General features: G+C 48.3%; 25 protein-coding genes. 20 read left to right on the top strand and 5 right to left on the bottom strand.

Features of this window, described 5'->3' with window-relative positions; genetic code table 11:
• Position 1 precedes the first annotated feature (1 nt).
• The 6 genes from ACTHTU_RS08470 to ubiE all read left to right on the top strand — a co-directional run bounded on the left by ACTHTU_RS08470 (position 2) and on the right by ubiE (position 3,387).
• Positions 2 to 133 carry a hypothetical protein gene (locus tag ACTHTU_RS08470; protein WP_256388404.1) on the top strand — a complete coding sequence of 44 codons (132 nt, stop codon included), beginning with the start codon at positions 2 to 4 and terminating at the stop codon, positions 131 to 133.
• Between the two features lie 68 nt (positions 134 to 201).
• On the top strand, positions 202 to 1,491 hold the full coding sequence (locus ACTHTU_RS08465; RefSeq protein WP_440362290.1) for a CAP domain-containing protein: 1,290 nt from the start codon (positions 202 to 204) through the stop codon (positions 1,489 to 1,491).
• Between the two features lie 76 nt (positions 1,492 to 1,567).
• Positions 1,568 to 1,801, top strand: coding sequence for a cytochrome b6 (locus ACTHTU_RS08460; protein WP_440362289.1), 234 nt, complete (start codon positions 1,568 to 1,570; stop codon positions 1,799 to 1,801).
• Position 1,802: 1 nt separating this feature from the next.
• A complete protein-coding gene (locus ACTHTU_RS08455) occupies positions 1,803 to 2,234 on the top strand; it encodes a gamma-butyrobetaine hydroxylase-like domain-containing protein (RefSeq protein ID WP_049344227.1) in 432 nt (143 codons plus the stop codon).
• 20 nt (positions 2,235 to 2,254) lie between these two features.
• Positions 2,255 to 2,620 (top strand): MBL fold metallo-hydrolase, encoded by a 366-nt coding sequence (locus ACTHTU_RS08450; RefSeq protein ID WP_440362288.1) that lies wholly within the window; start codon positions 2,255 to 2,257, stop codon positions 2,618 to 2,620.
• Positions 2,621 to 2,649: 29 nt separating this feature from the next.
• Complete coding sequence (gene ubiE / locus ACTHTU_RS08445; protein WP_004519946.1) at positions 2,650 to 3,387, top strand: bifunctional demethylmenaquinone methyltransferase/2-methoxy-6-polyprenyl-1,4-benzoquinol methylase UbiE; 738 nt, start codon at positions 2,650 to 2,652, stop codon at positions 3,385 to 3,387.
• A 167-nt stretch (positions 3,388 to 3,554) separates the two neighbouring features.
• On the opposite strand, the gene ACTHTU_RS08440 is transcribed toward ubiE, so the two are convergent.
• On the bottom strand, positions 3,555 to 4,685 hold the full coding sequence (locus tag ACTHTU_RS08440; RefSeq protein WP_440362287.1) for a polyamine ABC transporter substrate-binding protein: 1,131 nt from the start codon (positions 4,683 to 4,685) through the stop codon (positions 3,555 to 3,557).
• Between the two features lie 250 nt (positions 4,686 to 4,935).
• On the opposite strand from ACTHTU_RS08440, the gene alaS reads away from it, so the two are divergent.
• Together alaS and ACTHTU_RS08430 are read left to right on the top strand one after the other, a co-directional pair.
• On the top strand, positions 4,936 to 7,560 hold the full coding sequence (alaS, locus tag ACTHTU_RS08435; protein WP_440362286.1) for an alanine--tRNA ligase: 2,625 nt from the start codon (positions 4,936 to 4,938) through the stop codon (positions 7,558 to 7,560).
• A gap of 99 nt (positions 7,561 to 7,659) precedes the next feature.
• Positions 7,660 to 9,042 (top strand): SIR2 family protein, encoded by a 1,383-nt coding sequence (locus tag ACTHTU_RS08430; RefSeq protein WP_440362285.1) that lies wholly within the window; start codon positions 7,660 to 7,662, stop codon positions 9,040 to 9,042.
• Between the two features lie 100 nt (positions 9,043 to 9,142).
• On the opposite strand, the gene ACTHTU_RS08425 is transcribed toward ACTHTU_RS08430, so the two are convergent.
• The 4 genes from ACTHTU_RS08425 to ACTHTU_RS08410 all read right to left on the bottom strand — a co-directional run bounded on the left by ACTHTU_RS08425 (position 9,143) and on the right by ACTHTU_RS08410 (position 13,414).
• Positions 9,143 to 9,307, bottom strand: coding sequence for a hypothetical protein (locus ACTHTU_RS08425; protein WP_440362284.1), 165 nt, complete (start codon positions 9,305 to 9,307; stop codon positions 9,143 to 9,145).
• Positions 9,308 to 9,348: 41 nt separating this feature from the next.
• On the bottom strand, positions 9,349 to 10,206 hold the full coding sequence (gene ygfZ / locus ACTHTU_RS08420) for a CAF17-like 4Fe-4S cluster assembly/insertion protein YgfZ (RefSeq protein ID WP_440362283.1): 858 nt from the start codon (positions 10,204 to 10,206) through the stop codon (positions 9,349 to 9,351).
• 122 nt (positions 10,207 to 10,328) lie between these two features.
• Entirely contained in the window at positions 10,329 to 10,892 is a 564-nt protein-coding gene (locus ACTHTU_RS08415) for a peptidylprolyl isomerase (RefSeq protein ID WP_049332503.1), read from the bottom strand.
• A gap of 200 nt (positions 10,893 to 11,092) precedes the next feature.
• The gene (locus ACTHTU_RS08410; RefSeq protein ID WP_049332501.1) at positions 11,093 to 13,414 is read right to left on the bottom strand and encodes a TonB-dependent receptor domain-containing protein; all 2,322 of its coding nucleotides are present in this window, start codon (positions 13,412 to 13,414) and stop codon (positions 11,093 to 11,095) included.
• Between the two features lie 238 nt (positions 13,415 to 13,652).
• Here ACTHTU_RS08410 and ACTHTU_RS08405 point away from each other — a divergent pair, with 238 nt between their 5' ends.
• From ACTHTU_RS08405 to ACTHTU_RS08350, 12 genes are all read left to right on the top strand, one after another.
• Complete coding sequence (locus ACTHTU_RS08405) at positions 13,653 to 15,419, top strand: ABC transporter ATP-binding protein/permease (RefSeq protein ID WP_440362282.1); 1,767 nt, start codon at positions 13,653 to 13,655, stop codon at positions 15,417 to 15,419.
• A gap of 146 nt (positions 15,420 to 15,565) precedes the next feature.
• On the top strand, positions 15,566 to 16,285 hold the full coding sequence (locus tag ACTHTU_RS08400; protein WP_440362281.1) for a glycosyltransferase family 2 protein: 720 nt from the start codon (positions 15,566 to 15,568) through the stop codon (positions 16,283 to 16,285).
• Positions 16,286 to 16,293: 8 nt separating this feature from the next.
• Positions 16,294 to 17,241 carry a restriction endonuclease gene (locus tag ACTHTU_RS08395; protein WP_283119024.1) on the top strand — a complete coding sequence of 316 codons (948 nt, stop codon included), beginning with the start codon at positions 16,294 to 16,296 and terminating at the stop codon, positions 17,239 to 17,241.
• A gap of 14 nt (positions 17,242 to 17,255) precedes the next feature.
• A complete protein-coding gene (locus ACTHTU_RS08390; RefSeq protein ID WP_440362280.1) occupies positions 17,256 to 18,185 on the top strand; it encodes an LpxL/LpxP family acyltransferase in 930 nt (309 codons plus the stop codon).
• 26 nt (positions 18,186 to 18,211) lie between these two features.
• On the top strand, positions 18,212 to 18,649 hold the full coding sequence (locus tag ACTHTU_RS08385; protein ID WP_004519960.1) for an acyl-CoA thioesterase: 438 nt from the start codon (positions 18,212 to 18,214) through the stop codon (positions 18,647 to 18,649).
• A 103-nt stretch (positions 18,650 to 18,752) separates the two neighbouring features.
• On the top strand, positions 18,753 to 20,132 hold the full coding sequence (locus ACTHTU_RS08380) for an MATE family efflux transporter (RefSeq protein ID WP_440362279.1): 1,380 nt from the start codon (positions 18,753 to 18,755) through the stop codon (positions 20,130 to 20,132).
• A gap of 70 nt (positions 20,133 to 20,202) precedes the next feature.
• The gene (gene murB / locus ACTHTU_RS08375) at positions 20,203 to 21,243 is read left to right on the top strand and encodes a UDP-N-acetylmuramate dehydrogenase (protein WP_440362278.1); all 1,041 of its coding nucleotides are present in this window, start codon (positions 20,203 to 20,205) and stop codon (positions 21,241 to 21,243) included.
• Positions 21,244 to 21,261: 18 nt separating this feature from the next.
• Positions 21,262 to 21,903 carry a TetR/AcrR family transcriptional regulator gene (locus ACTHTU_RS08370; protein WP_004519965.1) on the top strand — a complete coding sequence of 214 codons (642 nt, stop codon included), beginning with the start codon at positions 21,262 to 21,264 and terminating at the stop codon, positions 21,901 to 21,903.
• An 89-nt stretch (positions 21,904 to 21,992) separates the two neighbouring features.
• Entirely contained in the window at positions 21,993 to 22,766 is a 774-nt protein-coding gene (locus tag ACTHTU_RS08365) for an NAD-dependent epimerase/dehydratase family protein (protein ID WP_440362277.1), read from the top strand.
• 50 nt (positions 22,767 to 22,816) lie between these two features.
• Positions 22,817 to 23,389, top strand: coding sequence for a ubiquinone biosynthesis accessory factor UbiJ (locus ACTHTU_RS08360; RefSeq protein WP_003746353.1), 573 nt, complete (start codon positions 22,817 to 22,819; stop codon positions 23,387 to 23,389).
• Positions 23,390 to 23,415: 26 nt separating this feature from the next.
• The gene (locus ACTHTU_RS08355; RefSeq protein ID WP_036491160.1) at positions 23,416 to 24,306 is read left to right on the top strand and encodes an NAD(+) kinase; all 891 of its coding nucleotides are present in this window, start codon (positions 23,416 to 23,418) and stop codon (positions 24,304 to 24,306) included.
• 24 nt (positions 24,307 to 24,330) lie between these two features.
• Positions 24,331 to 24,636, top strand: a complete 306-nt coding sequence (locus ACTHTU_RS08350; RefSeq protein ID WP_070585645.1) for a hypothetical protein — start codon at positions 24,331 to 24,333, stop codon at positions 24,634 to 24,636.
• Positions 24,637 to 24,681: the final 45 nt, after the last annotated feature.

Genomic DNA, 24,681 nt, shown 5'->3' with positions numbered 1-24,681 from the left:
TATGGACAAATTCATTTTAGCGATGATCGGCATGGCCATAGCCCTGTTGATTATTATTGGCGGCGGATTTATCGCTGTCGAATATTTCAAATCCCATCCTGAAGCATTCCAAGTCAAGCCACTATCAAAATAATCATTTAACGGCATGAGTTTCAAGGGGAAAGAGCCGTAGCTCAAGGCCGTCTGAACGCAGTACATATAATGAAACACATTCTTTACTGGCTGGGTGGTTTTGCCGTCGCCCTCGGCATATTCCAATACTACGAAACCCATCGCTATTCCGAAGACCAGCTCATCTACGCCCGACCGCCGCAAAATCGTACTGCCGTTGCCAATTTTGATGCCTTGGCGTATTTAAACTTCCTCCGCGCCTCAGCCAATTTGCCCGCACTGGCGCACTCAGACACACTCGAACGCGCCGCGCGCAATCATGCCCGCTATCTGCTGCAAAACCCTGACGACGGACATGACGAAAAAAATATACGCAATCCCTTTTATACAGGCCCACGCCCATCAGACCGCACGCACAAAGCCGGTTATGCCTATAAAGGCGTGCATGAAAACGTCAGTACCAGCCAGCATCCGCCAAACGAAAAAATCAACGACCACCTGCCTGCCCAACATCAGCTGGACAATCTGATGACGGCGATTTACCACCGTCTCTCCTTGCTCGATCAAAATATCGACGAGGCCGGAGCCGCATTTGAATCGCAAGGCAAACAAATCGCGCTGAGCATCAATCAGGGCGACAGCAGATTTAACAGCCTCTGCCAAAAAAACCGCCCCCTATCCGACCTCAGCCGTTCGTTTTATCAAGATGCCTGTCATAGCCATGCCATTGTTTATGCTGATGAAATCTCCAACCGCAAATTCCGGCCTTACATCACCTATCCGCAAGGCAACTTCGCTTCGCCGGTTTTCCACGGCGAGCGTCCCGACCCTATGCCGCATTATGAAATGACCGGCAATCCGGTCAGCATCGCGTTCTCAGAACAATCGCCTCCGGTCAAAATGCGTTCGTTCAAACTGTATCAGGACACAAAAGAAATCAGAGACGTCAAAATCTTAGATAAAGATAATGACCCAAACCACCTCCTGACCGACCGCCAATTTGCGCTGTTTCCTTTACAGCCATTGGAATACGACACTGACTACCGTGCCATGTTCGAATACCGTCAAAACGGAAAAGACAAAACGGCCGAATGGACATTCAGCACGCAAAAACCCGATTATCCTTACTTCATCGTCAAAGGCGGTGAAACGCTTGCCATCGAATCCGGACAAAAATATTTTATCCATTGGCAGGATTTTTGGTGCTTGAAGCAATGCGAACGCTACAACTACCGCATGAACCGCGACAGCCAACTCGACATTATCGAGCGGCAGGCCAGCGGTATTATTATCCGTGTCAACGGAAGCAAAGGCAGCAGCATCCGCTTAATGCCCGAAGGCGAAGACAGGCGCGCCATTACACTTTATTTATGGAAATAAAGCCGTTTTCAGACGGCATGAAGCACCAAAAAGCTGATAAAATACCGCCTCACCCCCCTACGGCAAGCTATCCAACATGACCAAACATCCGCAAACAGCAGCTAATACCCGCTATGCCTTTGCCAGCATTGCCGCCATGTTGGCCGCATTTTTACTGTTCGTTGCCGTGATGTTGCTGCCTTTGGGGCTAACGGCAGACACCCAAGTGAGCCTGATACGGCTTTCACTCTACGCAATCGTGTTGTTTGCCGTACTTGGCGGTATTTTTTCTGTACGCGTTGCCTATTTGCGTAAAAAGAACGGAGCATGACATGACCCAAGCCGATAAAATTCCACAAGAAATCCGCCTCCAGCAAGAGCGGCGCGTACTGACTTTGGTCTATGTTGACGGTGCCAAGAGCCTTCCTGCCGAATACCTGCGCGTGTACTCGCCCAGCGCGGAAGTGCGCGGACACGGTGCCGGTCAAGATGTTTTGCAAACAGGCAAAGCCGAAGTCAGCATTACCGATTTAGACCCTGTCGGCCAATACGCATTGAAAATTACTTTTTCAGACGGCCACGACAGCGGCCTTTACGATTGGGACTATCTCTACCGACTGGCGCACAATCAAGACGCACTTTGGCAAGACTATCTCGACCGCCTCGAGAAAGCCGGCGCGTCCAGAACACCAAGTGCCGAAGACTTAAAACCCAAACGCACGCATTCCTGCGGTAGCGGCGGTTGCGGCGGAAAGGCCGTCTGAAAAAAGGAGAATCCGTAACATTGGACGACGGCAGGATCATTGACGGCAAAGCGTTCCTCTCTCCGCCCAAAAAAGGACGGGTAGCGGCTATCTTCGGCGATACCAAAGCCTGTCCGCAGGCAGTACGCGCCGCACAAAACGCAAACGTTTTGGTGCATGAAGCAACCTTTGCGGCAGGCGATGAAGAGACAGCGGAACGAGTGTTCCATTCGACCATATCCGATGCCGCCAAGCTGGCTTTGCAAGCCAATGTGAAACAACTTTACCTGACCCACATCAGCGCACGTTATACCGAAGAAGAGCAACGCCTGATACTGGAGCAGCAGGCACAAACTATATTTCCCGCGTCGAAAGTGGTTGGCGATTTCGACGTATTCGATATCTGAATCCGTATTATTTTAAGAAGGCAGACACTATGAGCGACCACAAAACCCATTTCGGCTTCTCTACCGTTGACGAAGACGAAAAAGCAGGCAAAGTTGCCGAAGTCTTCCACTCCGTGGCAAAAAACTACGACATTATGAATGACGTAATGTCCGGCGGTCTGCACCGTGTTTGGAAACATTTCACCATCAATACCGCCCGCCTGAAAAAAGGCGACAAAGTATTGGACATCGCCGGCGGTACAGGCGATTTGTCCCGAGGCTGGGCGAAACGCGTGGGCAAAGAAGGCGAAGTTTGGCTGACAGACATCAACTCCTCCATGCTGACGGTCGGCCGCGACCGCTTGCTCAACGAAGGCATGATTCTGCCCGTATCGTTGGCAGACGCTGAAAAATTGCCGTTCCCCGACAACTATTTCAATCTGGTTTCCGTCGCATTCGGCCTGCGCAATATGACACACAAAGATGCCGCGCTGAAAGAAATGTACCGCGTATTGAAACCGGGCGGCACCCTGCTGGTGTTGGAATTCTCCAAAGTGTACAAACCTTTGGAAGGCGTGTACGACCTCTACTCTTTCAAACTGTTGCCGATTATGGGCAAACTGATTGCCAAAGATGCCGACAGCTACCAATACCTCGCCGAGTCCATCCGTATGCACCCCGACCAAGAAACCTTGAAACAAATGATGCTGGATGCAGGCTTCGACAGCGTGGATTACCACAACATGAGCGCAGGCATCGTTGCCCTGCATAAAGGCGTGAAATTCTAAGGCCGTCTGAAACAAACACAAAGGGCGTGATTGATAGACACGCCCTTTGTCTTTTACACCTTATCCAAGCCAATCTGGCACAAACTAAAGGCCGTCTGAACAGCCGTAAAACGAAATCAAGGATTTCGGTTACACCATTCAGACGGCCTTAATACGTTTAAAGCAGCTTATTTTCCTGCTTTCACGCTTTGCCATTGACGGACCATAAATTTCAATGCCGCCGGTTGGATAGGCACCATAATAAAGCTGTTTTTCAAATCCTCATCGGTCGGGAAAATCGTATTGTCGTTTCTAAACTCTTCATCCATCAGCTCTTGAGCCGGTTTGCTGGATGGCGCATAAGTAACAAAATTGCCGTTTTTCGCCGCAACTTCAGGATCTAAGAAATCATTGATATACGCATGGGCATTGGCCACATGTTTCGCATCTTTCGGAATCACAAACGAATCCACCCAAATCCCCACGCCTTCTTTCGGCATCATCACACGGATTTTTTCCTTGCCGCCTGCTTCTTCGGCACGACGTTTGGCAATGTTCAAATCTCCGCCAAAGCCAATCGTTACGCAAGTATCGCCGCGCGCCAAATCATCGATAAAACCGGACGAGGTAAAGCGCTTGATGTACGGACGGTTTTTCTTCAAAACTTCCGTAGCCGCCTTAATATCCGTCGTTTCGCTACTGTTTGGATTTTTACCCATATAGTTCAATACCATAGGATAAATCTCCGCTGCGCTGTCCAAATAGCTGATGCCGCATTGCTTGAGTTTGGACGTGTATTCGGTGTTAAACACCAAATCCCATTGATTGTCCGGCAGCTGATCCGTGCCCAAAGCCTTTTTCACACGCTCGGTATTGATAGCGAAGGTGTTAGTACCCCAATAAAACGGAACGGCATATTCGTGGTTCGGATCAACGCCTTCCATCAGTTTCATTAACTGAGGATTCAAGTTTTTATAGTTGGGAATCAGGGATTTGTCGATTTTCTGATACGCACCTGCCTTAATCTGCCTACCGACAAACGCATTGGAAGGACCCACAATGTCGTAACCCGACTTGCCGGTCAATACCTTGCTTTCCAGTGTTTCATCGCTGTCATATACATCGTAAGTTACTGCGATACCGTGTTTTTTCTCAAACGCGGCAACCGTCTCGGGATCGACATATTCCGACCAGTTGTAAATGCTCAATACCTTTTGATTATCGGTTTGAGCCGCCTTGTCGGCAGAAGTTTTGTCCGAGTCGCCGCAGCCGGCCAGCGCCAGCGCAGTCAGTACGATGAGGGGCAGATGTTTGGTCATTATCATTCCTTGCGTATCCGGTTGAAAATAGAGAGGCATTATAAAGCAGGCAAGCCCGAGCGGATAGGCTTCATTGTTAAAAGATATCGCCCCGCTTAAGGCCGTCTGAAAGACGGGTTTCAGCCAACTTAAAACCTTTCTGCCGATAGCTTGAAATATGGTTTTGCGGTAAGATAACGCCCATTCGTTTTTAATCGTAACGCGCCGTCCGGGCCGTCTGAAATCCTTGTAAAAAATTTATCGAGACATTATGAAAACCACCGAACTACGCCAAAAATTCCTGAAATTTTTTGAATCTAAAGGCCACACCATCGTCCGCTCCTCCTCGCTCGTGCCACACGACGACCCGACCCTGCTGTTTACCAACGCAGGCATGAACCAATTTAAAGACGTATTCCTCGGCTTTGACAAACGCCCGTACAACCGCGCTACTACCGCGCAAAAATGCGTACGCGCAGGCGGCAAACACAACGACTTGGAAAACGTCGGCTACACTGCCCGTCACCACACCTTCTTTGAAATGATGGGCAACTTCTCTTTCGGCGACTACTTCAAGCGCGACGCGATCCACTTCGCTTGGGAATTCTTGACTTCCCCTGAATGGTTGAACATCCCTAAAGACAAACTGTTGGCAACCGTTTACGCAGAAGACGACGAAGCCTACAACATTTGGCTGAACGAAATCGGCATGCCTGCCGAGCGCATCGTCCGCATCGGCGACAACAAAGGCGCGAAATACGCATCCGACAACTTCTGGCAAATGGGCGATACCGGCCCTTGCGGCCCCTGCTCCGAAATTTTCTACGACCACGGCGAAGAAATCTGGGGCGGCATTCCGGGCAGCCCTGAAGAAGACGGCGACCGCTGGATTGAAATTTGGAACTGCGTATTCATGCAGTTCAACCGTGACGAACAAGGCAATATGAATCCGCTGCCTAAACCATCCGTTGATACCGGTATGGGCTTGGAGCGCATGGCCGCCGTCATGCAGCATGTTCACAGCAACTACGAAATTGACTTGTTCCAAGATCTGCTCAAAGCCGTTGCCCGCGAAACCGGCGCAGCTTTCAGCATGGAAGAACCAAGCCTGAAAGTCATCGCCGACCACATCCGCTCCTGCTCATTCCTGATCGCAGACGGCGTATTGCCTTCCAATGAAGGCCGCGGCTACGTATTGCGCCGCATTATCCGCCGCGCCGTGCGCCACGGTTACAAACTGGGTCAAAGCAAACCATTCTTCCACAAACTGGTGGCTGATTTGGTCAAAGAGATGGGTGATGCTTATCCTGAGTTGAAAGAAAAACAAGCTCAAATCGAAGAAGCATTGAAAAACGAAGAAAGCCGTTTTGCCCAAACTCTGGAAACCGGTATGGCTTTGTTGGAAAACGCGTTGGCTAAAGGCAGCAAAAAACTCGACGGCGAAATCATCTTCAAACTCTACGATACTTACGGCTTCCCATACGACTTGACTGCCGACATCTGCCGCGAACGTAATATCGAACTGGACGAAGCAGGCTTCGAGCGTGAAATGGAAGCCCAACGCGCACGCGCACGCGCCGCACAAAGCTTCAAAGCCAACGCCCAACTGCCTTACGAAGGCCAAGATACCGAGTTTAAAGGTTATAGCGAACGCCAAACCGAATCTAAAGTCCTCGCCCTCTACAAAGACGGCGAGCAAGTTAATGAATTGAACGAAGGCGACGAAGGTGCCATCGTTATCGACTTTACCCCGTTCTATGCAGAATCCGGCGGTCAAGTCGGCGATGTCGGCTATATCTTCGCAGGCGAAAACCGCTTTGAAGTACACGATACCCAAAAAATCAAAGCGGCCGTATTCGGCCAATTCGGCGTACAAACGTCAGGCCGTCTGAAAGTCGGCGACAGCGTTACCGCCAAAGTGGATGACGAAATCCGCAATGCCAATATGCGCAACCACAGCGCAACCCACTTGATGCACAAAGCTCTGCGCGATGTATTGGGCGAACACGTTGAACAAAAAGGCTCTTTGGTTACCGCCGAATCCACCCGTTTCGACATTTCCCATCCTCAAGCAGTAACTGCCGAAGAAATCGCCGAAGTAGAACGCCGCGTCAACAAAGCCATTTTGGCCAACGTTGCCGTCAATGCAGCCATTATGAGCATGGAAGATGCCCAAAAAACCGGCGCCATGATGCTCTTCGGCGAAAAATACGGCGACGAAGTGCGCGTGCTGCAAATGGGCGGTTTCTCTACTGAATTGTGCGGCGGTACACACGTTTCACACACCGGCGACATCGGCCTCTTCAAAATCATCAGCGAAGGCGGTATTGCCGCAGGCGTGCGCCGTATCGAAGCCATCACCGGCCTGAACGCACTCAAATGGGCGCAAGAACAAGAACGCTTGGTTAAAGACATTATTGCCGAAACCAAAGCCCAAACTGAAAAAGACGTACTGGCGAAAATCCAAGCAAGCGCAGCACACGCCAAAGCATTGGAAAAAGAATTGGCACGCGCCAAAGCCGAACTTGCCGTCCACGCAGGCGCCAAACTCTTGGACGATGCAAAAGACTTGGGTTCAGCCAAACTCGTTGCTGCCCAAATCGAAGCCGATGCCGCAGCCCTGCGCGAAATCGTTACCGACTTGACCGGCAAATCAGAACAAGCCATCGTATTGCTCGCCGCAGTCAACGACGGCAAAGTCTCCCTATGCGCCGGCGTATCCAAACCGTTGACTGGCAAAGTCAAAGCAGGCGATCTGGTTAAATTTGCAGCCGAACAAGTCGGCGGCAAAGGCGGCGGCCGTCCTGACTTGGCACAAGCCGGCGGTACAGATGCCGACAAATTGCCAGAAACATTGGCAAGCATCGAAAACTGGGTAAGTGAGAAACTCGATTAATTGTTGATTTAATACTGTAATCAAAAGGCCGTCTGAAAAAAGGTCACCAGAAAATTTCAGACGGCCTTTGGCTATAATTATAAATTTGGAGATTGGAAAATGAGAACACCATATGAACAATATCAGAGTGAGATGTTAGAAAAGATTGAACAGTGTAAAACCAATTTCGCGTATCAGCCCATTCTCTTTATTGGTTCTGGCTTTTCCAAAAGATATTTAGGAGGACCTAATTGGACAGAGCTCCTACAGCAGCTAGCAGAAAAATGCCCAAACATAAAAAAAGATTTAGCGTATTATATACAAGGGAAAAATAATGATTTAGCTGCAGTCGCTTCTCAATTTGCAGGATACTACAGAACTTGGGCTTGGACCAAAAAAGGACGAGAAGAGTTTCCTGATAATTTATTTTCTTCTGATACGAGTGAAGATTCATACCTAAAACACCAAGTCTGTAAATTATTTCAAGACTTAGTTAAGAACCAAGATGTCTTCGATTCCCTACCACCTAACTATTCCGAAGAGTTAGAAGATTTAAAAGCTATATGTCCTCAAGCAATTATTACTACCAACTACGATACTTTTTTAGAAGATAAAGTATTTATTGATCACACACCTATAGTTGGACAAAAGATTATTACAAATATTATTTCAGATATAGGAGAAATTTATAAAATTCACGGATGTGCACGAGATTTCTCAAGTATTGTTCTGACTAAAGAAGATTATGAAAATTTTAATAGTAAATCAAAATATTTGATTGCAAAACTTTTAACATTTTTCCTAGAACATCCTATTATTTTTATTGGGTATGGCGTTAATGATGAAAATATTAAAAATATATTAGCAGATATAGATTTAGTTTTAGGTGGCAATAATGAACTGATGCCAAATATGTTTTTTGTAAAATGGGAAAGAGATTTTTGTGATAGCAAATCATATCCTAGGGAATATTCTATTCTTTTATCAAATGGAAAAAATTTTAGGATGAATAACATTTCGGTTAAAGATTACAAATGGGTATTTAATTCTTTTAAAAATTCACATGTTATAGAAAATTTTAATCCAAAAATCTTACGCTCATTAATATCAAGACAGTACAAATTAGTAAGAGAAGATATTCCTAAAAGTACGATTCAAGTCAATTACGAACATTTAAGCCAATATGCTGATGCAGATGGGGAGACCCTTGTTAAGCTATATGGTATTGCTGATGCAGCTACAGTTGCAGCAATGAGTGCGAATTTTCCATTAAGCCTTACTAAATTAGCAGAACGCTTAGGTTACAGAACATGGCATAAAGCAAATGAGCTTATTGAGAAAATTGTGAGTGATAAAGGTATTTCTATTAAATCCTCAGATAACATCTATCATATTTGTGTATCTTCGGGAGATTCAACAAAATTTCATTTCTATTCAGAAGCAGCTTATCAATTACTTAGTAAGGTAAGAGATGGGCTCTCGTATGAATTAGAATTAGATTAAACAAGTCATATCAAGCTTAGCAAGCCGTAGCCTGCATTCCCACCAACCGCGTGCGTGGCTACACCACACACCCTACCTGCGGGCAACGCAAACTTTAAGATTAAGGTGTAGGGTGTGTGCGGTACGCACGCACGCGGTTTTTGTTGCTACCGAATGATTCCAAACCATGCCGTAATCCGTCAGCAGCAAACGCAGCTTGGGTCATGTACCAACAAAACTCAATATCAAAGGCCGTCTGAATTTCAGACGGCCTTTCTGTTTTCATTTCAAGCTAATATTTAAGCTTTTTATTCAATCATCTGACAATCAATCTTTTTCGACCGTAAAAAACAGTTCTTCCTGTTTCAAAGCATTACCGTCTGCATCGGTCAATGCTGCTTCTGCTGCGGAAAACTTGATAACGGCGAGGCTGAGGCTGCCTTGCTCTGTGAGTGCAGTATTAAGAATAACGCCTGCTTCTTCCTCGCCGACTTTGATGGCAATACCCGCGGCTTCTAAAGAATCGCCGCTTAATACGGCCAGACCACGTTTGACTTGGCCTCGGTATTGGGCGCGGGCGATGATTTCTTGGCCGGGGTAGCAGCCTTTACGGAAATGAACTGCGCCGATGATGTGTTGGTTGAGCATTTGAGCAACAGCCGCTTCTTTGGTTGAGGCGCAAATCCACGGATAGCCGCTGCGGATTTCGTGCAGGTTCCATGCGTTTTCGGCTCCTGCTTGATATTCGGCTGCATTTTTGGCTGCTGAAATTTTCAGACGGCCTGTGTGCGGCAAGGTAATTTCTACGGTGTTTTCTTGAATTTGGGCCGGGAAAGACAGTTGCGGTTCGGTAGCAGGATGAGGTTCTGCATCGTCTGCCAACTCGCCGCTGACTACTAAATCAGGCATCAGCTCGAAGACGACTTTTGCACGCAAGACAAACATTCTCAGGCGTTTGACGATGGCCTCGGTCAAATCTTGCGCCATGACCAACAGTAAATCTTCTCCGCGATTGACGACCAACATATTCGCCAACACACGGCCTTTAGGCGTATTGTATGTGGCATAACATGCCTGACCTAAAGCTAAATTATTAATATCGTTCGATAATTGACCATGAAGAAATGAAGCTCTGTCTTCACCGCTGACACGGACAACGCTGAAAAAAGGCAGGCGGGTTTGCATAATCGACTCCTTAAATGGTAGATGCTGAATTATCGCCCAAATTGCCGCTTATTATCAAATAAATAAATTCAGGCCGTCTGAATGTTTCAGACGGCCTGTTGTTTGGACTCAAGCAATCAAAATTATTTGATGCTGACTTTACGGATAATCACGGCTTCGGTTGGAACGTCTTGATGATAGCCGCGTGTCGCAGTTTTCACTTTGCTGATTTTACGGACAACGTCCATACCGGAAGTAACTTTACCGAAAACGGCATAGCCGTAGCCTTGAGGGGTTTTGCTTTTGAAATTCAAAAAGTCGTTGTCGGCTGTATTGATAAAGAACTGGCTGGTTGCTGAATTCGGATCGCCGGTGCGCGCCATGGCGATGGTGCCGACGTTATTTTTCAAGCCGTTGTATGCTTCGTTGGTGATGGCTTTATCGGTGGATTTTTGTACCATTTTCTCGGTAAATCCGCCGCCTTGAATCATAAAATTGTCGATAACGCGGTGGAAAATCGTGTTGTCGTAAAAACCTTTTTTGGCGTAATTGACAAAGTTTGCCACGGTTTTCGGCGCTTTGACTTCATCCAGCTCCAGTTGGATGTTGCCCATATTGGTTTCAATTACTGCATGGGTAACCGCTTGCGCTTGCACGGAAAGTGACAGTGCGAGGGCGCACAGGGTCAGTTTGATGGATTTTTTCATATGTCTTCTCGAATAATGTATTGTGAAAATGGAATATTAACCTTGTTTCGCGTGAAATCCATAAAAAACATGTAAGATTTTTCAAGCAAAAAACATAAGGCAATCAAATCAGGCCGTCTGAAAAGGGATAAAAACCAAATTCTTGCTTTTTATCATTCCCTTTCAGACGGCCTGATTATTACGGTCAAACCGAAATCAGATTAGAAATCCAATTCCGCTTTCAGCCAATAAGTACGCGGCATGCCGACGACGGCGAAGCTGCGGTCATATTGGCCGCGCTGTACCTGCCAGTAGTTTTTGTTGAACAGGTTTTCTAGCGAGCTGCTGACGGTCAGAGTGTTTTTACCCAGCTTGGTTTTGTAGCGCGCGCCTACGTCAACCAAGGTATAGGACGGGAAGGCGTATTGTTTTTGCGTGTCTTGGTAAGACTTGCCGAAATACGAAACGTTGCCGTTCAGGGTCAAGCCTTTGGCAAACGGGGTGTCCCATTCAACGCCTGCTTTGGCAATTACGCGCGGATTGGCGACTTGTACACCGTTAACCAGCATATCGCGTGAATTTGGGTAGTCTTTCACGGTCGATTGCAGATACATCAGGCCCAAAGTCGGACGCAAAGTATTGTTGAGCAAGTTCGCGTAGGTGTTGAACTCAATACCGCGACTGCGTTCCATACCTTGCTCGTCGCCGGCTGCACCGCCTAATGCTTTATAACGGGCAAAATCAGAATTATTGCCGTAAGTCAGCGTTGTCTTCTTAGTTTTTGGATCAGTGGTTGTCTGACCTCTCCAGTAGCCCGGACGTTTGATTTGGAACGCGTTTAACGTGGTTACGAAATTGCCCCAGTTTTTACGCACGCCCACTTCAAACTGACGGCTGACACGCGGTTTGGACATGGTGGTATGGCCGTCATCATCGGTTTTGATATCGGCTGGCTCTAAGTCTTCCATATAGTTGCCGTAAACAACCAAATCAGGTTGCGGCACCCACGCGGCCATAAACATAGGGCTGAAGCGTTTGGCATCGCCGCTTTGGCCTGCTTTTTTATCGGTATATTCAACCGCTTGGAAACGACCGCCCAAAGTCAGACGGTATTTGTTGTCGGCAAAGCCTAGTGTGTCGGACAAGGCCAAACTGTTGACTTTGATATTGGCATCAAGATTGGCAGAGCTTTCCCAATCGGTTGCATAGTCCGGTTGGAAAGAATCAAGTTGCGCAGCAATATCGCCGCTTGCAGAAATTTTCGCGCTGCTGCTGCCTGCTGACAAACCACGCGTAGTGGCGCGTTGACGGATAACGCGGTCAAAAGCCGTACTCCAGTTGTGTGTAACCGGACCGGTTTCAAATTCGCCTCGCGCAGACAGGTTCATGCTTAAAGTGCGGAAGTATTGGTCGGTCAGACGGGCAGTACCTGTATTGTAGTCATAGTTGCGGGCCGTTACTTTGCCGCTGGCGTTTGTGTTTTGCGCATCGGTACAAGTACTGGTGGCATTCAAACATACAGTAGGAGAAATCAGCGTACCGTAATAACGCGCTTTGTTGTAGCCGATACCGCCTGTAATCTGTGCATTGTCAAACGCATCCCATTCAAAGGTCAGCATATTGGTTTGGCCGACGGTGTTTTGCCAGTTCCAAGAAGGCAGCAGATTGGTTTTACCGTCAGGTGCATCAAACAGACGGCCTTGCAGGTTTTGAATGTCCTGCATACGCGCACGGCCGCCGTTGGTTTTGCGTTTCGCGTAGATGGAATCGAACGCCACGCGCAGTTTTTCGCCGCGATAATCAGCATTCAATGCAAATTCTTTGTTGTCTTCGCTGTAACCGTGGCGCGGGGTGTCGCCGTGGCGCAGTTTGCCGTTGGCACGCACGCCGAATTCTTTGTTTTCGCCGAAGCGTTGGCCCAAGTCGAACGTACCTTGGGCGCGGTTGTTGCTGAACCAGCCCAAACCGATTTTGCGGTTACCTTCGTCAGCGGCTTTTTTAGTTTCGATATTGACGGAACCGGATACCGCGCCTTCAGGGTCCATGCCGTTTACGGCAGTGGATGCGCCTTTAATCAGTTGCGCGGAGCCGACTTGCACGCTGGCCGTACCTTGTGTGCCATACATACCGGCCAAGCCGTTGACGCTGAATTGGCGCGCATCAAGTTGGTAACCGCGGAAATACAGGCCGGTCAAGGTGTTGCTTTCACCGCCGAACTGCCAAGTCGAAGCATCTTTTTTCGCTACGGCATCCACCAAAGTACGCGCTTCGGTATTGTTGAGGGCTTTTTCGTCGTAATTGACCACAGTAATCGGAGCGGTAAAGGCATTGGCTTTACCCAACACACCCAAATTCACACGGTCGCGCATATCGCCGTCACTGGCAATAGAATACGAGCGTGCGGCTTTGACGCGTTTGGCGTCGGCGTGGACTTTGACTTCCTGCACTTCTGCATATGCTTCGGGAGCAGAAGTGGCTTCATCGGCGGCGTAGGCGAATGCGCTTGCAACCACAAGCGGCATCAGGGCTAATTTGCTGTTCATAAAATACCTTCTGGTTTGAAATATTAATAATTCTTATTTCTTATATCGAGTAAAAAATTACAAAGTAATTTGGTTTTGCGATTATATTTGATAAGATTTCTGCTTTCCACAAAAACAAATAAGAACCGTTTGTAAATACAAAAATACAACAGTTCAGAAAACTATTATTACAGTTACCATAGTCAAATAAATTTGCCGTCCTTTCAGACGGCCTGTACTTCCTTTCAGAGAACACCCCATGCAAAAATGGCAAATCGAGCTTTATTCCACGCCGTCTTGGCTATTGCAGACCTTATTGATGGTCGCTGCAGCCTCGGCGGTCATTCTGTTTTTTGCACGCAACACACGCTTCGGGCGCGAGTTTAGCTATATCCTGCGCCTTTGCCTGACGCCGAAAAGTGCAGTTAAAGTATTGCTGCTGATTACGGCGATGATTACGCTGCTGTTAACCGAAGTGCGGCTGAATGTGTTGAGTACCTTTATGTCCAAAGGGCTTTACGACTCGATGCAAGATTTGAATGCCTCCGCGTTTTGGATGTTTGCAGCGATGAATGCGGGCGTGGTGTTGATACGGGCGTTTAACAACGTCGTCAACGACTTTCTCGATCAAGGTTTGGCGATTAAATGGTCGGAGCGGCTCAATGAAGTTTTGACTTCACGCTGGCTTGGCGACAAAAACTACTACCGCCTGCAAATGCGCCGCCACGCGCCGGACAACATCGACCAGCGTATCCAACAGGACGCACAGGATTTCATCGCCTCGACCATCGAATTTGTGCGCGGCATGGTCAATTCGGTCGTTACCTCGCTGGAATTTGCCGTTGTTTTGTGGGGCTTGGCAGGCATCCTGACTGTGTTCGGCTTCGACATTCCGCACGGCATCGTTTGGTTTGTCTATATGTTTGTGATTTTGGCGACCTTTATCGCCATGTGGATAGGTAACCCGTTGATTCGTTACAACTATGAAAACGAAAAACTCAACGGCGACTACCGTTACTCCCTCATCCGTGTGCGCGACCACGCCGAAAGCGTGGCGTTTTACAGCGGCGAACAATACGAACACGACCAGCTTTCCGACCGTTTTAAAGCCATTATCCGCAACCGTTGGCGCATTGCTCGGCAAAGCGTCTGCCTGAGCGGCTTTAACGATATGTTCACCAACGGCATCAAACTCTTCCCGATTATTTTGCAAGCTCCGCGCCTGTTTGCCGGACAAATCAAAATCGGCGACATCCAGCAGACCGTCCAAGCCTTTGCACGACTGCAAAACGCGCTGTCTTTCTTTCGGATGTTCTACAACAAATTCACCGCCTACCGCGCCCGACTGGAGCGTCTGTACGGCTTTTTGCTGAGTACGGAAGAAAAACACACCGCACGACAACCCGACCTTACCGAAGTTTCAGACGGCCTGATCTTAGAAAACGTTGCCCTATACCGCCACAACGGCGAAGTTTTATTAGACGGTATCAATATTAACCTCAAAAGCGGCAATTCCCTGCTGATACGCGGCCCGAGCGGTTGCGGCAAAACTTCGTTGCTGCGCGCGCTGGCAGGGCTTTGGCCTTTCGGCAGCAGTGGTAAAGTCAGCCATCCGCCGCATCAAGACATCCTCTTCCTGCCGCAACGTCCGTACACGGCACAAGGCAGCCTGCGCGATGCGATTTGTTACCCCGACATCGACAAACAACATCCCGAGTTAGCCGACGCCATGAACACCTGCCGCTTAGGTTATCTGGTCGATAAATTAGATAAAACCGATGACTGGCAACACAAACTCTCCCCAGGCGAACTGCAACGCGTCGCCTTCGTCCGCGCCCTGCTCTCGCAGCCCAAAGTCATCCTGCTCGACGAAGCCACCGCCGCCTTGGACGAACCGACCGAAGCCATGCTCTACCGTGCCTTAAAGCAAAAACTGCCCGACAGCATCATCATCAGCATCGGACACCGTAGCACGCTCAACGAGTTCCATGATTTATGCCTCGATGTCGGTCATGTACAATGCTGAATTAATGGCATATAAAAGGCCGTCTGAAACAGTGAAAAACGAAATCAAACGATTTTGTCCTCGCCGTTTCAGACGGCCTTTTCAAACGCCATGGCATGTTTATTTGCTATACTCTGCATTATGTTAACGTCGTCTAAAAAATATTTATGAAAACCCTGGCCCTCATTCCACATTACAACCACCCGACCACCATCAGCCACGTTGCCCAAACCATGCGCGGCTTCGGTTTAAACATTTTAATTGTGGACGACGGTTCACGCGAAGAATGCAAACCTGTATTGCAGGCTTTGGTTTCAGACGGCATTGATGTCCTTTACCGTCCCATCAACGGTGGTAAAGGCGCAGCGGTTAAAACCGGCTTGGAATACGCCCAAGAACATGGCTATACCCACGTCTTGCAGGTCGATGCAGACGGCCAACACTGCTTGAACGACACGCCCAAACTCCTCGCCGCAGCAGAACAAAACCCCGAAGCCGTTATTTGCGGCTGGCCGCAATACGGCGATGACGCGCCCAAAGCACGGCTTTACGGACGCAAAATTACCGACTTCTGGAATATGCTGCACACTTGGTCATGCGACATCAAAGACGGCATGTGCGGCTTCCGCCTCTATCCCCTTACACCCGCGCTGTCCGTCGTCCGCGAAGAAACCGTAGGCGACCGCATGGACTTCGACACGGAAATCCTTATCCGCCTGTACTGGCGCGACGTCAAGCCAGTTTGGATTAAAACGCCCGTCCAATACGCCGCAGACGGCGTGTCCCACTTCGATGCCTTTGCCGACAATGTCCGCATCAGCAAAATGCACACACGGCTGTTTTTCGGTATGTTGAAACACCGATTGGGTAAAATATTTAATCTATAGAAAGAATTATGATGACTATCCCACATTTTTCAGAATTACGTAAACCTATATTAGAAAAACTATCTGATGGAAAAGTTTGGAAAAAATCTGAACTCACCGCACCATTAGCTAAATATTTCTCACTAAGCGATGAAGAAATAACGAAAGAATATGAATCTGGAAATGGCATTATTTTTAATGATCGTATTTCCTGGACATTAAGTTATTTAACTCTATGTGAATTACTAGATCGTCCCAAACGAGGGTACTATGTCATTAATTCACTAGGAAGACAATTTCTCTCCAAAAGCAATCAAGAGATTAATGAATATATCGATAAAACAATGGCTTTACGAAATAAAAAAATAAAATCTGAGCCTGTTTTACAGATCACTTTGTCATCAAAAAACTCTATTGAGGAAACCCCTCAAGAACTATTATATGCATCATACAAAACCATACGTCATGAAATATATACTGAAATTATAGACACTATTATCAGTAAAACACCCAAGGTTTTCGAAAAATTAGTAGTCGATTTATTACAAAAAATGGGATACGGTGGTGCAGTAGAAAATTCAGGGACAGTAACTCAATATAGCAAAGATGGTGGTATTGATGGGGAAATTAAGGAAGATATATTGGGATTTGGGAGAATTTATATACAAGCTAAACGATATAAAAAAGACTCCACTATTGGTAGACCAGAAATTCAACGTTTCGTAGGTTCATTAATGGGGAGAAATGCAGACAAGGGAGTTTTTATTACCACTGCCCAATATTCAAATGATGCAATTGAATATGCAAATACTTTACCCAATGCCAAAGTTGTTTTAATAGATGGAATGAAATTAGCAGAATATGTATACCAATATGATTTAGGTATGCAAACAGAACAAACTTTTAGCATTAAAAAGCTAGATACAGATTTTTGGGATTCTCTACTAAACGATGATGTGCAATCCTCTATAACTTAATTCACACCCAAACCATGACCAATAATAAACAAACCCATTGGGCGGCGCAACCCGAACGCGGCAGCCGCCTGTTTCTCGCTCTGACCACATTGATGGTGCGCTATCTGCCGGCTTTTTTCATGAGGCCGTGCATTTGGTTTGTGGTGCTGTATTTTTATGCAACCGCGCCCAAACCGCGCCGTCATGTCTTACGCTATCAAACCCGCCTTCAGACGGCCTTTCCCCATATCGTCCTGCCGAAACACGGCGTATTCAAACAATTCGTCGCATTTGGCGAAGCGGTTTGCGACCGTTTTGCCGTGTGGCAACGCAAAATCCGTTATGAAGATTTGGTGATTGAAGATCCGGACGACATCTATTCACAAGTCAAGCGCAACGAACGCGGCCAGATTTTTGCCTGTTCGCACTTGGGCAATACTGAAGTTTGCCGTGCGCTGGTGTCGCACCATAAAGATTTCAGACTCAACGTATTGGTGCACAGCAAACACGCGCAGGCATTTAACGAGGCATTGCAAAAAGCCGGCGCAGATCATATCCGTCTGATTCAGGTAACAGATTTGGATACCACCCTGATGATGGAATTAAACCACCGTATCGAAAACGGCGAATGGATTGCCATCGCGGCCGACCGTGTGCCTGTACGCGGCGAGAAAACCGCCGACATTAATTTCTTAGGCCACACCGCCCCTATGCCGCAAGGTGCATGGCTGTTGGCTTCGCTTTTAAAAACACAGGTAAACACGCTGTTTTGCGTCAAACAAAACGGCCGCTATCATTTGAAACTGTGCCGCTTTACCGACACTTCCAGCTGGAAACGCGGCAACCGCGAGGCTGCCGTTAAAGACGCGATGCAGGGTTTTGCCGACATTTTGGCGCAAGAATGTGCGCAAAATCCGCTACAATGGTTCAATTTTTATGATTTTTGGGGCGAAGACGCCGTCTGAAACCATCACACTCACTCTTTTAAACCATGAAAAAACACATCTACTGCCAACACAGCTTTGAAACCGAAGTTCCTTTTTTTGACGTAGATGCCATGCACATCGTGTGGCACGGCAACTATGTCAAATACCTTGAAACCGCGCGTTGTGCTTTTCTGTCTTCCATCGGTTACGACTACAACGAAATGGGACGGCAAGGGTACAGCTGGCCGATTGTGCAGATGAACCTCAAATACATCCGCCCTGCCCGTTTCGGCCAAAAAATCCGCGTTGATATGGACATCGTTGAAATCGAAAGCTGCCTGCGTATCGATTACACCATTTACGATGCCGAAACCAACGAAAAACTGACCCGCGCTTCGACTACCCAAGCCGCAGTATCGCTTTCAGACGGCCTGATGCAGTTTCAAACGCCGGACAGCTGGTTGGAAGCAGTAAAAAGACATCCGACTTTTAAGGCCGTCTGAAAAATTTAGCGATTAAACAACATATTGCCTGCTTATCAGTATTACCCTTTATAATTTTAAATTTCCGTTTTCAGACGGCCTTTATCCTCAAATCGCACACATTATGCTACTGAACCTCAACCGCTTTGCCTTTCCTGTTTTCTTAAAAGAAACCCGCCTGCTTACCGCCCTCGCCCTGCCTATGCTGTTGGCGCAAGTGGCGCAAGTGGGCATTGGTTTTGTCGATACGGTGATGGCCGGTGGCGCAGGCAAGGAAGATTTGGCTGCGGTGGCGCTGGGCAGCAGCGCGTTTTCTACGATTTACATTACCTTTATGGGCGTAATGGCGGCGTTGAATCCGATGATTGCCCAGCTGTACGGCGCAGGTAAAACCGAAGAAGTCGGCAAAACAGGAATGCAGGGCATTTGGTTTGGCTTGTGTTTGGGTCTATTCGGCATGCTGTTGATGTGGACGATGATTACGCCTTTCCGTCATTGGCTGACATTAAACGATTATGTCGAGGACACGATGGCGCAATATATGTTCTTTACCAGCTTGGCAATGCCGGCCGCCATGATACACCGCGCCCTGCACGCCTATGCCTCCAGCTTGAACCGTCCGCGCGTGATTATGTTGGTCAGCTTTGCGGCATTTGTATTGAATGTGCCGCTAAACTATGTGTTTGTTTACGGAAAATTTGGCATGCCTGCTTTGGGTGGCGCAGGTTGCGGCGTGGCAACGGCGGCAGTATTTTGGTTCAGCGCATTGGCTTTGTGGCTTTATATTGCCAAAGAAAAATTCTTCCGCCCGTTTGGCTTGACGGCAAAAATCGGCAAACCCGATTTGGCGGCTTTCAAACAGATTTGGAAAATCGGCGCACCTATCGGCTTGTCTTATTTTCTAGAAGCCAGCGCGTTTTCGTTTATCGTCTTTTTGGTGGCGCCATTCGGCGAGGATTATGTCGCCGCGCAACAAGTCGTCATCAGCCTGTCGGGCATCTTGTATATGGTTCCGCAAAGCGTCGGCTCGGCAAGCACGGTACGCGTTGGCTTTTCGCTCGGACGGCGCGATTTTTTGCGGGCGCGTTATATTTCAGGCGTTTCGCTGGTGTTGGGCTGGGTGCTTGCCACCTGCACCGCGCTGCTCTTGGTCATCTTTGGCTTTCAGTTGGCCAGTATGTACACCAACGATGCGGCAGTATTAGGCATTGCCGCGACCGTTTTATTTTTCGCCTCCCTATTCCAACTGGCAGACGCCACCCAATGTATCGCTTCATATGCGCTGCGCGGCTATAAAGTGACCAAAATGCCGATGTTCATTCATGCCGTGGCTTTCTGGGGTTGCGGCCTGTTGCCCGGCTACTTACTTGCCTATCATGTCGATATGGGCATTTACGGCTTCTGGACCGCGCTGACCGTTTCGCTGACGATTGCCGCCATAGCATTGGTATGGTGCTTGGAGCTTTGTAGTAAAGAAATGGTCAAATCGCATAAGGCCGTCTGAAAAATACAAGCAGTCTTTCTCCAATGATTACGCCATTTAATCAACGAATTCCTATTTTAAAGTTAAACCCATGCAACCCATCCAATATCAAACCGACCTTACCCCTTACAACACTTTCGGCCTGAAAGCCCAAGCCCAAGCATTTGTTGCATTAAAACATGCCGACGAGTTGCGCGACATTGTCAGACTGCCCGAGTTCAACCGAGATACTGTTTTATGGCTCGGCGGCGGCAGCAATATCCTTTTGATGGAAGACTATGCCGGTCTGGTTGTGCATATGGAAAACAAGGGAATACGCGAAATTGAGCGTTCAGACGGCCTGGTTTATATTGAGGCTCAGGCTGGGGAAATTTGGCATGATTTTGTTTTGCACACGGTTGGGCTGGGTTTAAGCGGGCTGGAAAACCTCAGTCTGATTCCGGGCACGGTCGGCGCGTCTCCGGTACAAAATATCGGTGCATATGGTGTTGAAGCGAAAGATGTTATCCATAGCGTACGCTGCTTTGATTTGGATACGGACACCTTTGTCGAGCTTTCCAATGCCGACTGTGACTTTGCCTATCGTGAAAGCCTGTTCAAACAGGAAGGCAAAGGCCGCTATGTGATTGTTTCGGTTGTATTTGCGTTGAAAGAGCATTTTGTGCCGAACTTGGGCTATGGCGATTTGGCGGCCGCAGTTGCCGAACTGAGCCAAGGCCGAGAAGCAACGGCCAAAGATGTTTCCGACGCAGTGTGTGCAATCCGCAACAGTAAACTGCCTAATCCTAACGTGCTTGGTAATGTCGGAAGTTTCTTTAAAAACCCTGTTGTCAGCGCTGAAAAAGCTGCCGATTTGTTGCAGCAATACCCCAATATGCCACGCTATCCGCAGCCTGAAGGTTCGGTCAAACTCGCGGCCGGCTGGCTGATTGACCAATGCCGTCTGAAAGGTCATCAGATCGGCGGTGCGGCAGTGCATGACAGACAGGCTTTGGTTTTGGTGAATAAAAACAATGCATCCGCGCAAGATGTCCACCAGCTGGCACAATATGTTTGTAATACAGTATTTACTCAATTTCAGGTAGAATTACACGCAGAACCCAACTGGCTGCCTACTTCATACAGCCTATAAAACAAAGGAGTGTATCCCATGCCGCGCATTGCTAAAGTCAACACTTACACACGAATCATCAATGCCAGCCTCGCCTTGTTCAACGAAGAAGGCGAGCGCAATATCAGCACCAACCACATTGCCGCCCACTTGGGCATCAGCCCGGGCAACCTCTACTACCATTTCCGCAATAAAGACGAAATCATTGTCCAATTGTTCAAGCGTTACAGCGAAGCCCTGCTTGTCTACCTTAACGAAGCCGTATTGCCGTCTAATGTGGAAGACTCCATCAACTACATGGCCGGTATTTATGATGTGATGTGGGAATATCGTTTCCTTTTCAGCGATGTGAATACCCTGCTTGCCCGCAGTGCCGAATTATTGGGCGAACACAATACCTTTACCCAAGCCAAAGTTTCACCGCTGTTGGTCAACCTGCTGACCCAGCTCAACGGTCTGAACATCATCAGCGCAGACCAAACCGCCATGAACGACCTTGCCGTCAATATGTGGATGGTAACGAAATACTGGTTCGACTTTGACAGCTCCCTGCGCGGCCGCGCCAAGTTGACCGAAGACTCCAAAGTACGGGGCATCAGCCGCACACTCAGCCTGTTGCGCCCTTACCTCCTGCCGGAACACCGCGCTGAATTCGACCAAAAAATCGGCAGCAACCATTGATTTTTCCATACAAAGGCCGTCTGAAAACGTGGCTTTAACCAAGTTAAAGCTATTTTCAGACGGCCTGTTAATTTTCGGATGCTTTATTTATGCACCTTCCCGATATTTCCATTCTCGGCTTAGGCTATCTCGGCCTTCCGCTGGCACAAAAATTTTATGAGCAAGGCAGTCAGGTAGCCGCCGTCAAACGCAACCTGACCTCTGACGACATCAATCTGCCGATTGAACTCGACATTATCGATTTAAACCAAAACGATATTTTTCACAGTTCGACCTTATGGCAAAACCATATCAACAAACCGACATGGTTTTGCCTGCTTCCGCCTTCGTCATTAAACCATTACGCCGATACCCTGAAAAAATGGATTCAACTTGCCGAGCAATCTAAGGTACAACACATCATCTTTACCAGCAGCACCAGCGTGTATGGCGACCAAGCACGCATATGCGATGAAACTACACCTCCCGATCCGCAAACCGAATCCGCCCGTCAAATTCTCACAATCGAGCAAGCCTTGCTTGAAAGTGCCGTACCCCATATCGACATACTGCGACTGGGTGGACTTTATTCTGCTGACCGTCATCCCGTTACCAAGCTGGTTCAAAAAATACACATTCAAGGCGGCAATCAACCCGTCAATATTCTTCATAAAGACTTGGCCGTCCAAGTCCTTTTTCAGACAGCCTGCCAAGCTGATGGCAAGCGTATCCGCAATATTGTTGAACCCCGCCACCCAAGCCGGGCCGAATTTTATGCTGCCGAAGCGGCCAAACTCGGCCTGCCTGCTCCTGATTTCATCGTTGATGATGAAAGCAACGGCAAAATTGTAAATACCGTTTGCGCAGACGGGCTAAGCCTGTAAAATTGCGACTCAACCCATTCATCCGTTTCAGACGGCATTTAGAGTAAACCATGTCCGCCCTATTTCCCATTATCAACCACCTGATACAGCAAAATCCGGAGCAACAGCGCGAGCTGTCTGAATTTGCAGGCAGCATCATCTGCATCAGCCTGACCGGTTTCAGACTGACCGGACGCATCAGCGAACAAGGTTTTCTTGAAACCGCAAACGACACCGCCGATACCAACATCACATTCCACAACAGCGCCATCCAAAAAATCCTCCAAGGCGGCCAGCCCGGCGTGGGCGATATCAGCCTCGAAGGCGACTTGGTATTGGGCATGTCCGTCCTTCCTATTTTAGGCGGACTGCGCTATTATCCGAGCGAAGATTTGGCGCGTGTATTTGGTCATGTGGCCGCAGAAAGCATCAGTTCGCGCGCCGGCGACATCGGCCGCACCATGAAAAAAATCGGCAAAAGCATTGCCGAGCAAATCAGCGACTTTTCACGCGAACCCGAATCCCCTGTTATCGACCAAGCCACGCTTGCCGCATGGTTGGAAGAAGTGGACAAACTGCGTGACGACGTTGCCCGCCTAAACGAACGCCTCGACCGCCTCGAGCGCGATATCTGGATAGATTAAATACTTAATTTCAGACGGCCTATTACATGAAAAGCCCATTTAAAAATATCGGTATCGTTACGCGTCCCAATACGCCCGAAATTCAAGATACCGTCCACACATTGGTTTCTTTTCTGCGCGAAAACGGCTTCACCATCTATCTGGATGAATTGAGCGTAGAAGAACACTGCGTCTATATCCAAGATTCCGCCTACTGCGAAACCGTAAACAAAGCCCAGCTGGGCAAATACTGCGACCTCGTCATTGTACTCGGTGGCGACGGCACCTTCCTCTCCGCCGCCCGCGAAGTCGCCCCGCGCGCCGTCCCCATCATCGGCATCAATCAAGGCCACTTGGGCTTCCTCACCCAAATCTCACGCGACACCATGGTTGAGGGCATCCGCCCCGTACTGGAAGGCAAATATCTGCCCGAAGAGCGCATCCTCATCGAAGCCAGCATCATTCGTGACGGCGAAACCATCGAACGCGCCCTCGCCCTCAACGATACCGTACTGTCTCGTGGCGGCGCAGGCCAAATGATCGAATTTGAAGTCTTTATCAATCAAGAATTTGTCTATACCCAACGTTCGGACGGCCTGATTATTTCTACACCGACAGGTTCGACCGCCTACGCGCTTGCCGCCGGCGGCCCCATCATGCAGGCCGGCCTGCACGCATTCACACTTGTACCTATCTGCCCGCAATCCATGACCAACCGCCCGATTGCCATCTCCGACACCAGTGTAATCGAAATCCTCATTACCAAAAGCGGCGACGCACGCGCACATTTTGACGGACAATCCCATATCGACGTGCAAAACTTCGACCGCATCATCATCCGCCGCTATCACAATCCCTTGCGCGTCCTCCATCCCACCGATTACCAATACTTCAAAACCCTGCGCCAAAAGCTGCACTGGGGCGAACAATTGATTTAAACAACTTCAATAAACAGGCTTACCATGAAAACCATTTCAAAAACCTTAATCATCGCACTGTGCGCCCTTTCCTCCCTATCCGTCTCCGCGCACGGCATGCACAAAAGCAAACCCTTGTCCTTTGAAGAATTGCCGAAAATCTGCCAGCAATACTTTACCCGCGCAGATGCGTGTTACCAAAAAGCAGGCGATAAAGCATCGTTCCAACGCGACAACACAAAATACCTGCGTCAAATCCTGCCTGCCGCCGACGTAGGACAACGTGAACGCATGTGCCAAATTGCCATGGATACATTCGCCGAAAAAACAAAAAACTTGAGCTGCGAATAAAGACCTTTGTCTTAGCTCTAGCAATTTCTTATTCCATACAAATGC

It is taken from the genome of Neisseria sp. P0020.S005 (assembly GCF_051957055.1).
Classification (GTDB): domain Bacteria; phylum Pseudomonadota; class Gammaproteobacteria; order Burkholderiales; family Neisseriaceae; genus Neisseria; species Neisseria subflava_A.
This window is presented reverse-complemented; position numbering and strand designations above follow the sequence as displayed.

Bases quoted from the DNA above. Each gene is read 5' to 3' on its own strand.
- ygfZ (WP_440362283.1), bottom strand. From the start codon at position 10,206: ATGCAAACCCGCCTGCCTTTTTTCAGCGTTGTCCGTGTCAGCGGTGAA.
- ACTHTU_RS08395 (WP_283119024.1), top strand. From the start codon at position 16,294: ATGATGACTATCCCACATTTTTCAGAATTACGTAAACCTATATTAGAA.
- ACTHTU_RS08410 (WP_049332501.1), bottom strand. From the start codon at position 13,414: ATGAACAGCAAATTAGCCCTGATGCCGCTTGTGGTTGCAAGCGCATTC.
- ACTHTU_RS08430 (WP_440362285.1), top strand. From the start codon at position 7,660: ATGAGAACACCATATGAACAATATCAGAGTGAGATGTTAGAAAAGATT.
- ACTHTU_RS08405 (WP_440362282.1), top strand. From the start codon at position 13,653: ATGCAAAAATGGCAAATCGAGCTTTATTCCACGCCGTCTTGGCTATTG.
- ACTHTU_RS08380 (WP_440362279.1), top strand. From the start codon at position 18,753: ATGCTACTGAACCTCAACCGCTTTGCCTTTCCTGTTTTCTTAAAAGAA.
- ACTHTU_RS08415 (WP_049332503.1), bottom strand. From the start codon at position 10,892: ATGAAAAAATCCATCAAACTGACCCTGTGCGCCCTCGCACTGTCACTT.
- ACTHTU_RS08350 (WP_070585645.1), top strand. From the start codon at position 24,331: ATGAAAACCATTTCAAAAACCTTAATCATCGCACTGTGCGCCCTTTCC.
- ubiE (WP_004519946.1), top strand. From the start codon at position 2,650: ATGAGCGACCACAAAACCCATTTCGGCTTCTCTACCGTTGACGAAGAC.
- ACTHTU_RS08400 (WP_440362281.1), top strand. From the start codon at position 15,566: ATGAAAACCCTGGCCCTCATTCCACATTACAACCACCCGACCACCATC.
- ACTHTU_RS08385 (WP_004519960.1), top strand. From the start codon at position 18,212: ATGAAAAAACACATCTACTGCCAACACAGCTTTGAAACCGAAGTTCCT.
- ACTHTU_RS08440 (WP_440362287.1), bottom strand. From the start codon at position 4,685: ATGACCAAACATCTGCCCCTCATCGTACTGACTGCGCTGGCGCTGGCC.
- ACTHTU_RS08390 (WP_440362280.1), top strand. From the start codon at position 17,256: ATGACCAATAATAAACAAACCCATTGGGCGGCGCAACCCGAACGCGGC.
- alaS (WP_440362286.1), top strand. From the start codon at position 4,936: ATGAAAACCACCGAACTACGCCAAAAATTCCTGAAATTTTTTGAATCT.
- ACTHTU_RS08455 (WP_049344227.1), top strand. From the start codon at position 1,803: ATGACCCAAGCCGATAAAATTCCACAAGAAATCCGCCTCCAGCAAGAG.
- ACTHTU_RS08370 (WP_004519965.1), top strand. From the start codon at position 21,262: ATGCCGCGCATTGCTAAAGTCAACACTTACACACGAATCATCAATGCC.
- ACTHTU_RS08355 (WP_036491160.1), top strand. From the start codon at position 23,416: ATGAAAAGCCCATTTAAAAATATCGGTATCGTTACGCGTCCCAATACG.
- ACTHTU_RS08460 (WP_440362289.1), top strand. From the start codon at position 1,568: ATGACCAAACATCCGCAAACAGCAGCTAATACCCGCTATGCCTTTGCC.
- ACTHTU_RS08360 (WP_003746353.1), top strand. From the start codon at position 22,817: ATGTCCGCCCTATTTCCCATTATCAACCACCTGATACAGCAAAATCCG.
- murB (WP_440362278.1), top strand. From the start codon at position 20,203: ATGCAACCCATCCAATATCAAACCGACCTTACCCCTTACAACACTTTC.
- ACTHTU_RS08425 (WP_440362284.1), bottom strand. From the start codon at position 9,307: ATGAAAACAGAAAGGCCGTCTGAAATTCAGACGGCCTTTGATATTGAG.
- ACTHTU_RS08470 (WP_256388404.1), top strand. From the start codon at position 2: ATGGACAAATTCATTTTAGCGATGATCGGCATGGCCATAGCCCTGTTG.
- ACTHTU_RS08365 (WP_440362277.1), top strand. From the start codon at position 21,993: ATGCACCTTCCCGATATTTCCATTCTCGGCTTAGGCTATCTCGGCCTT.
- ACTHTU_RS08465 (WP_440362290.1), top strand. From the start codon at position 202: ATGAAACACATTCTTTACTGGCTGGGTGGTTTTGCCGTCGCCCTCGGC.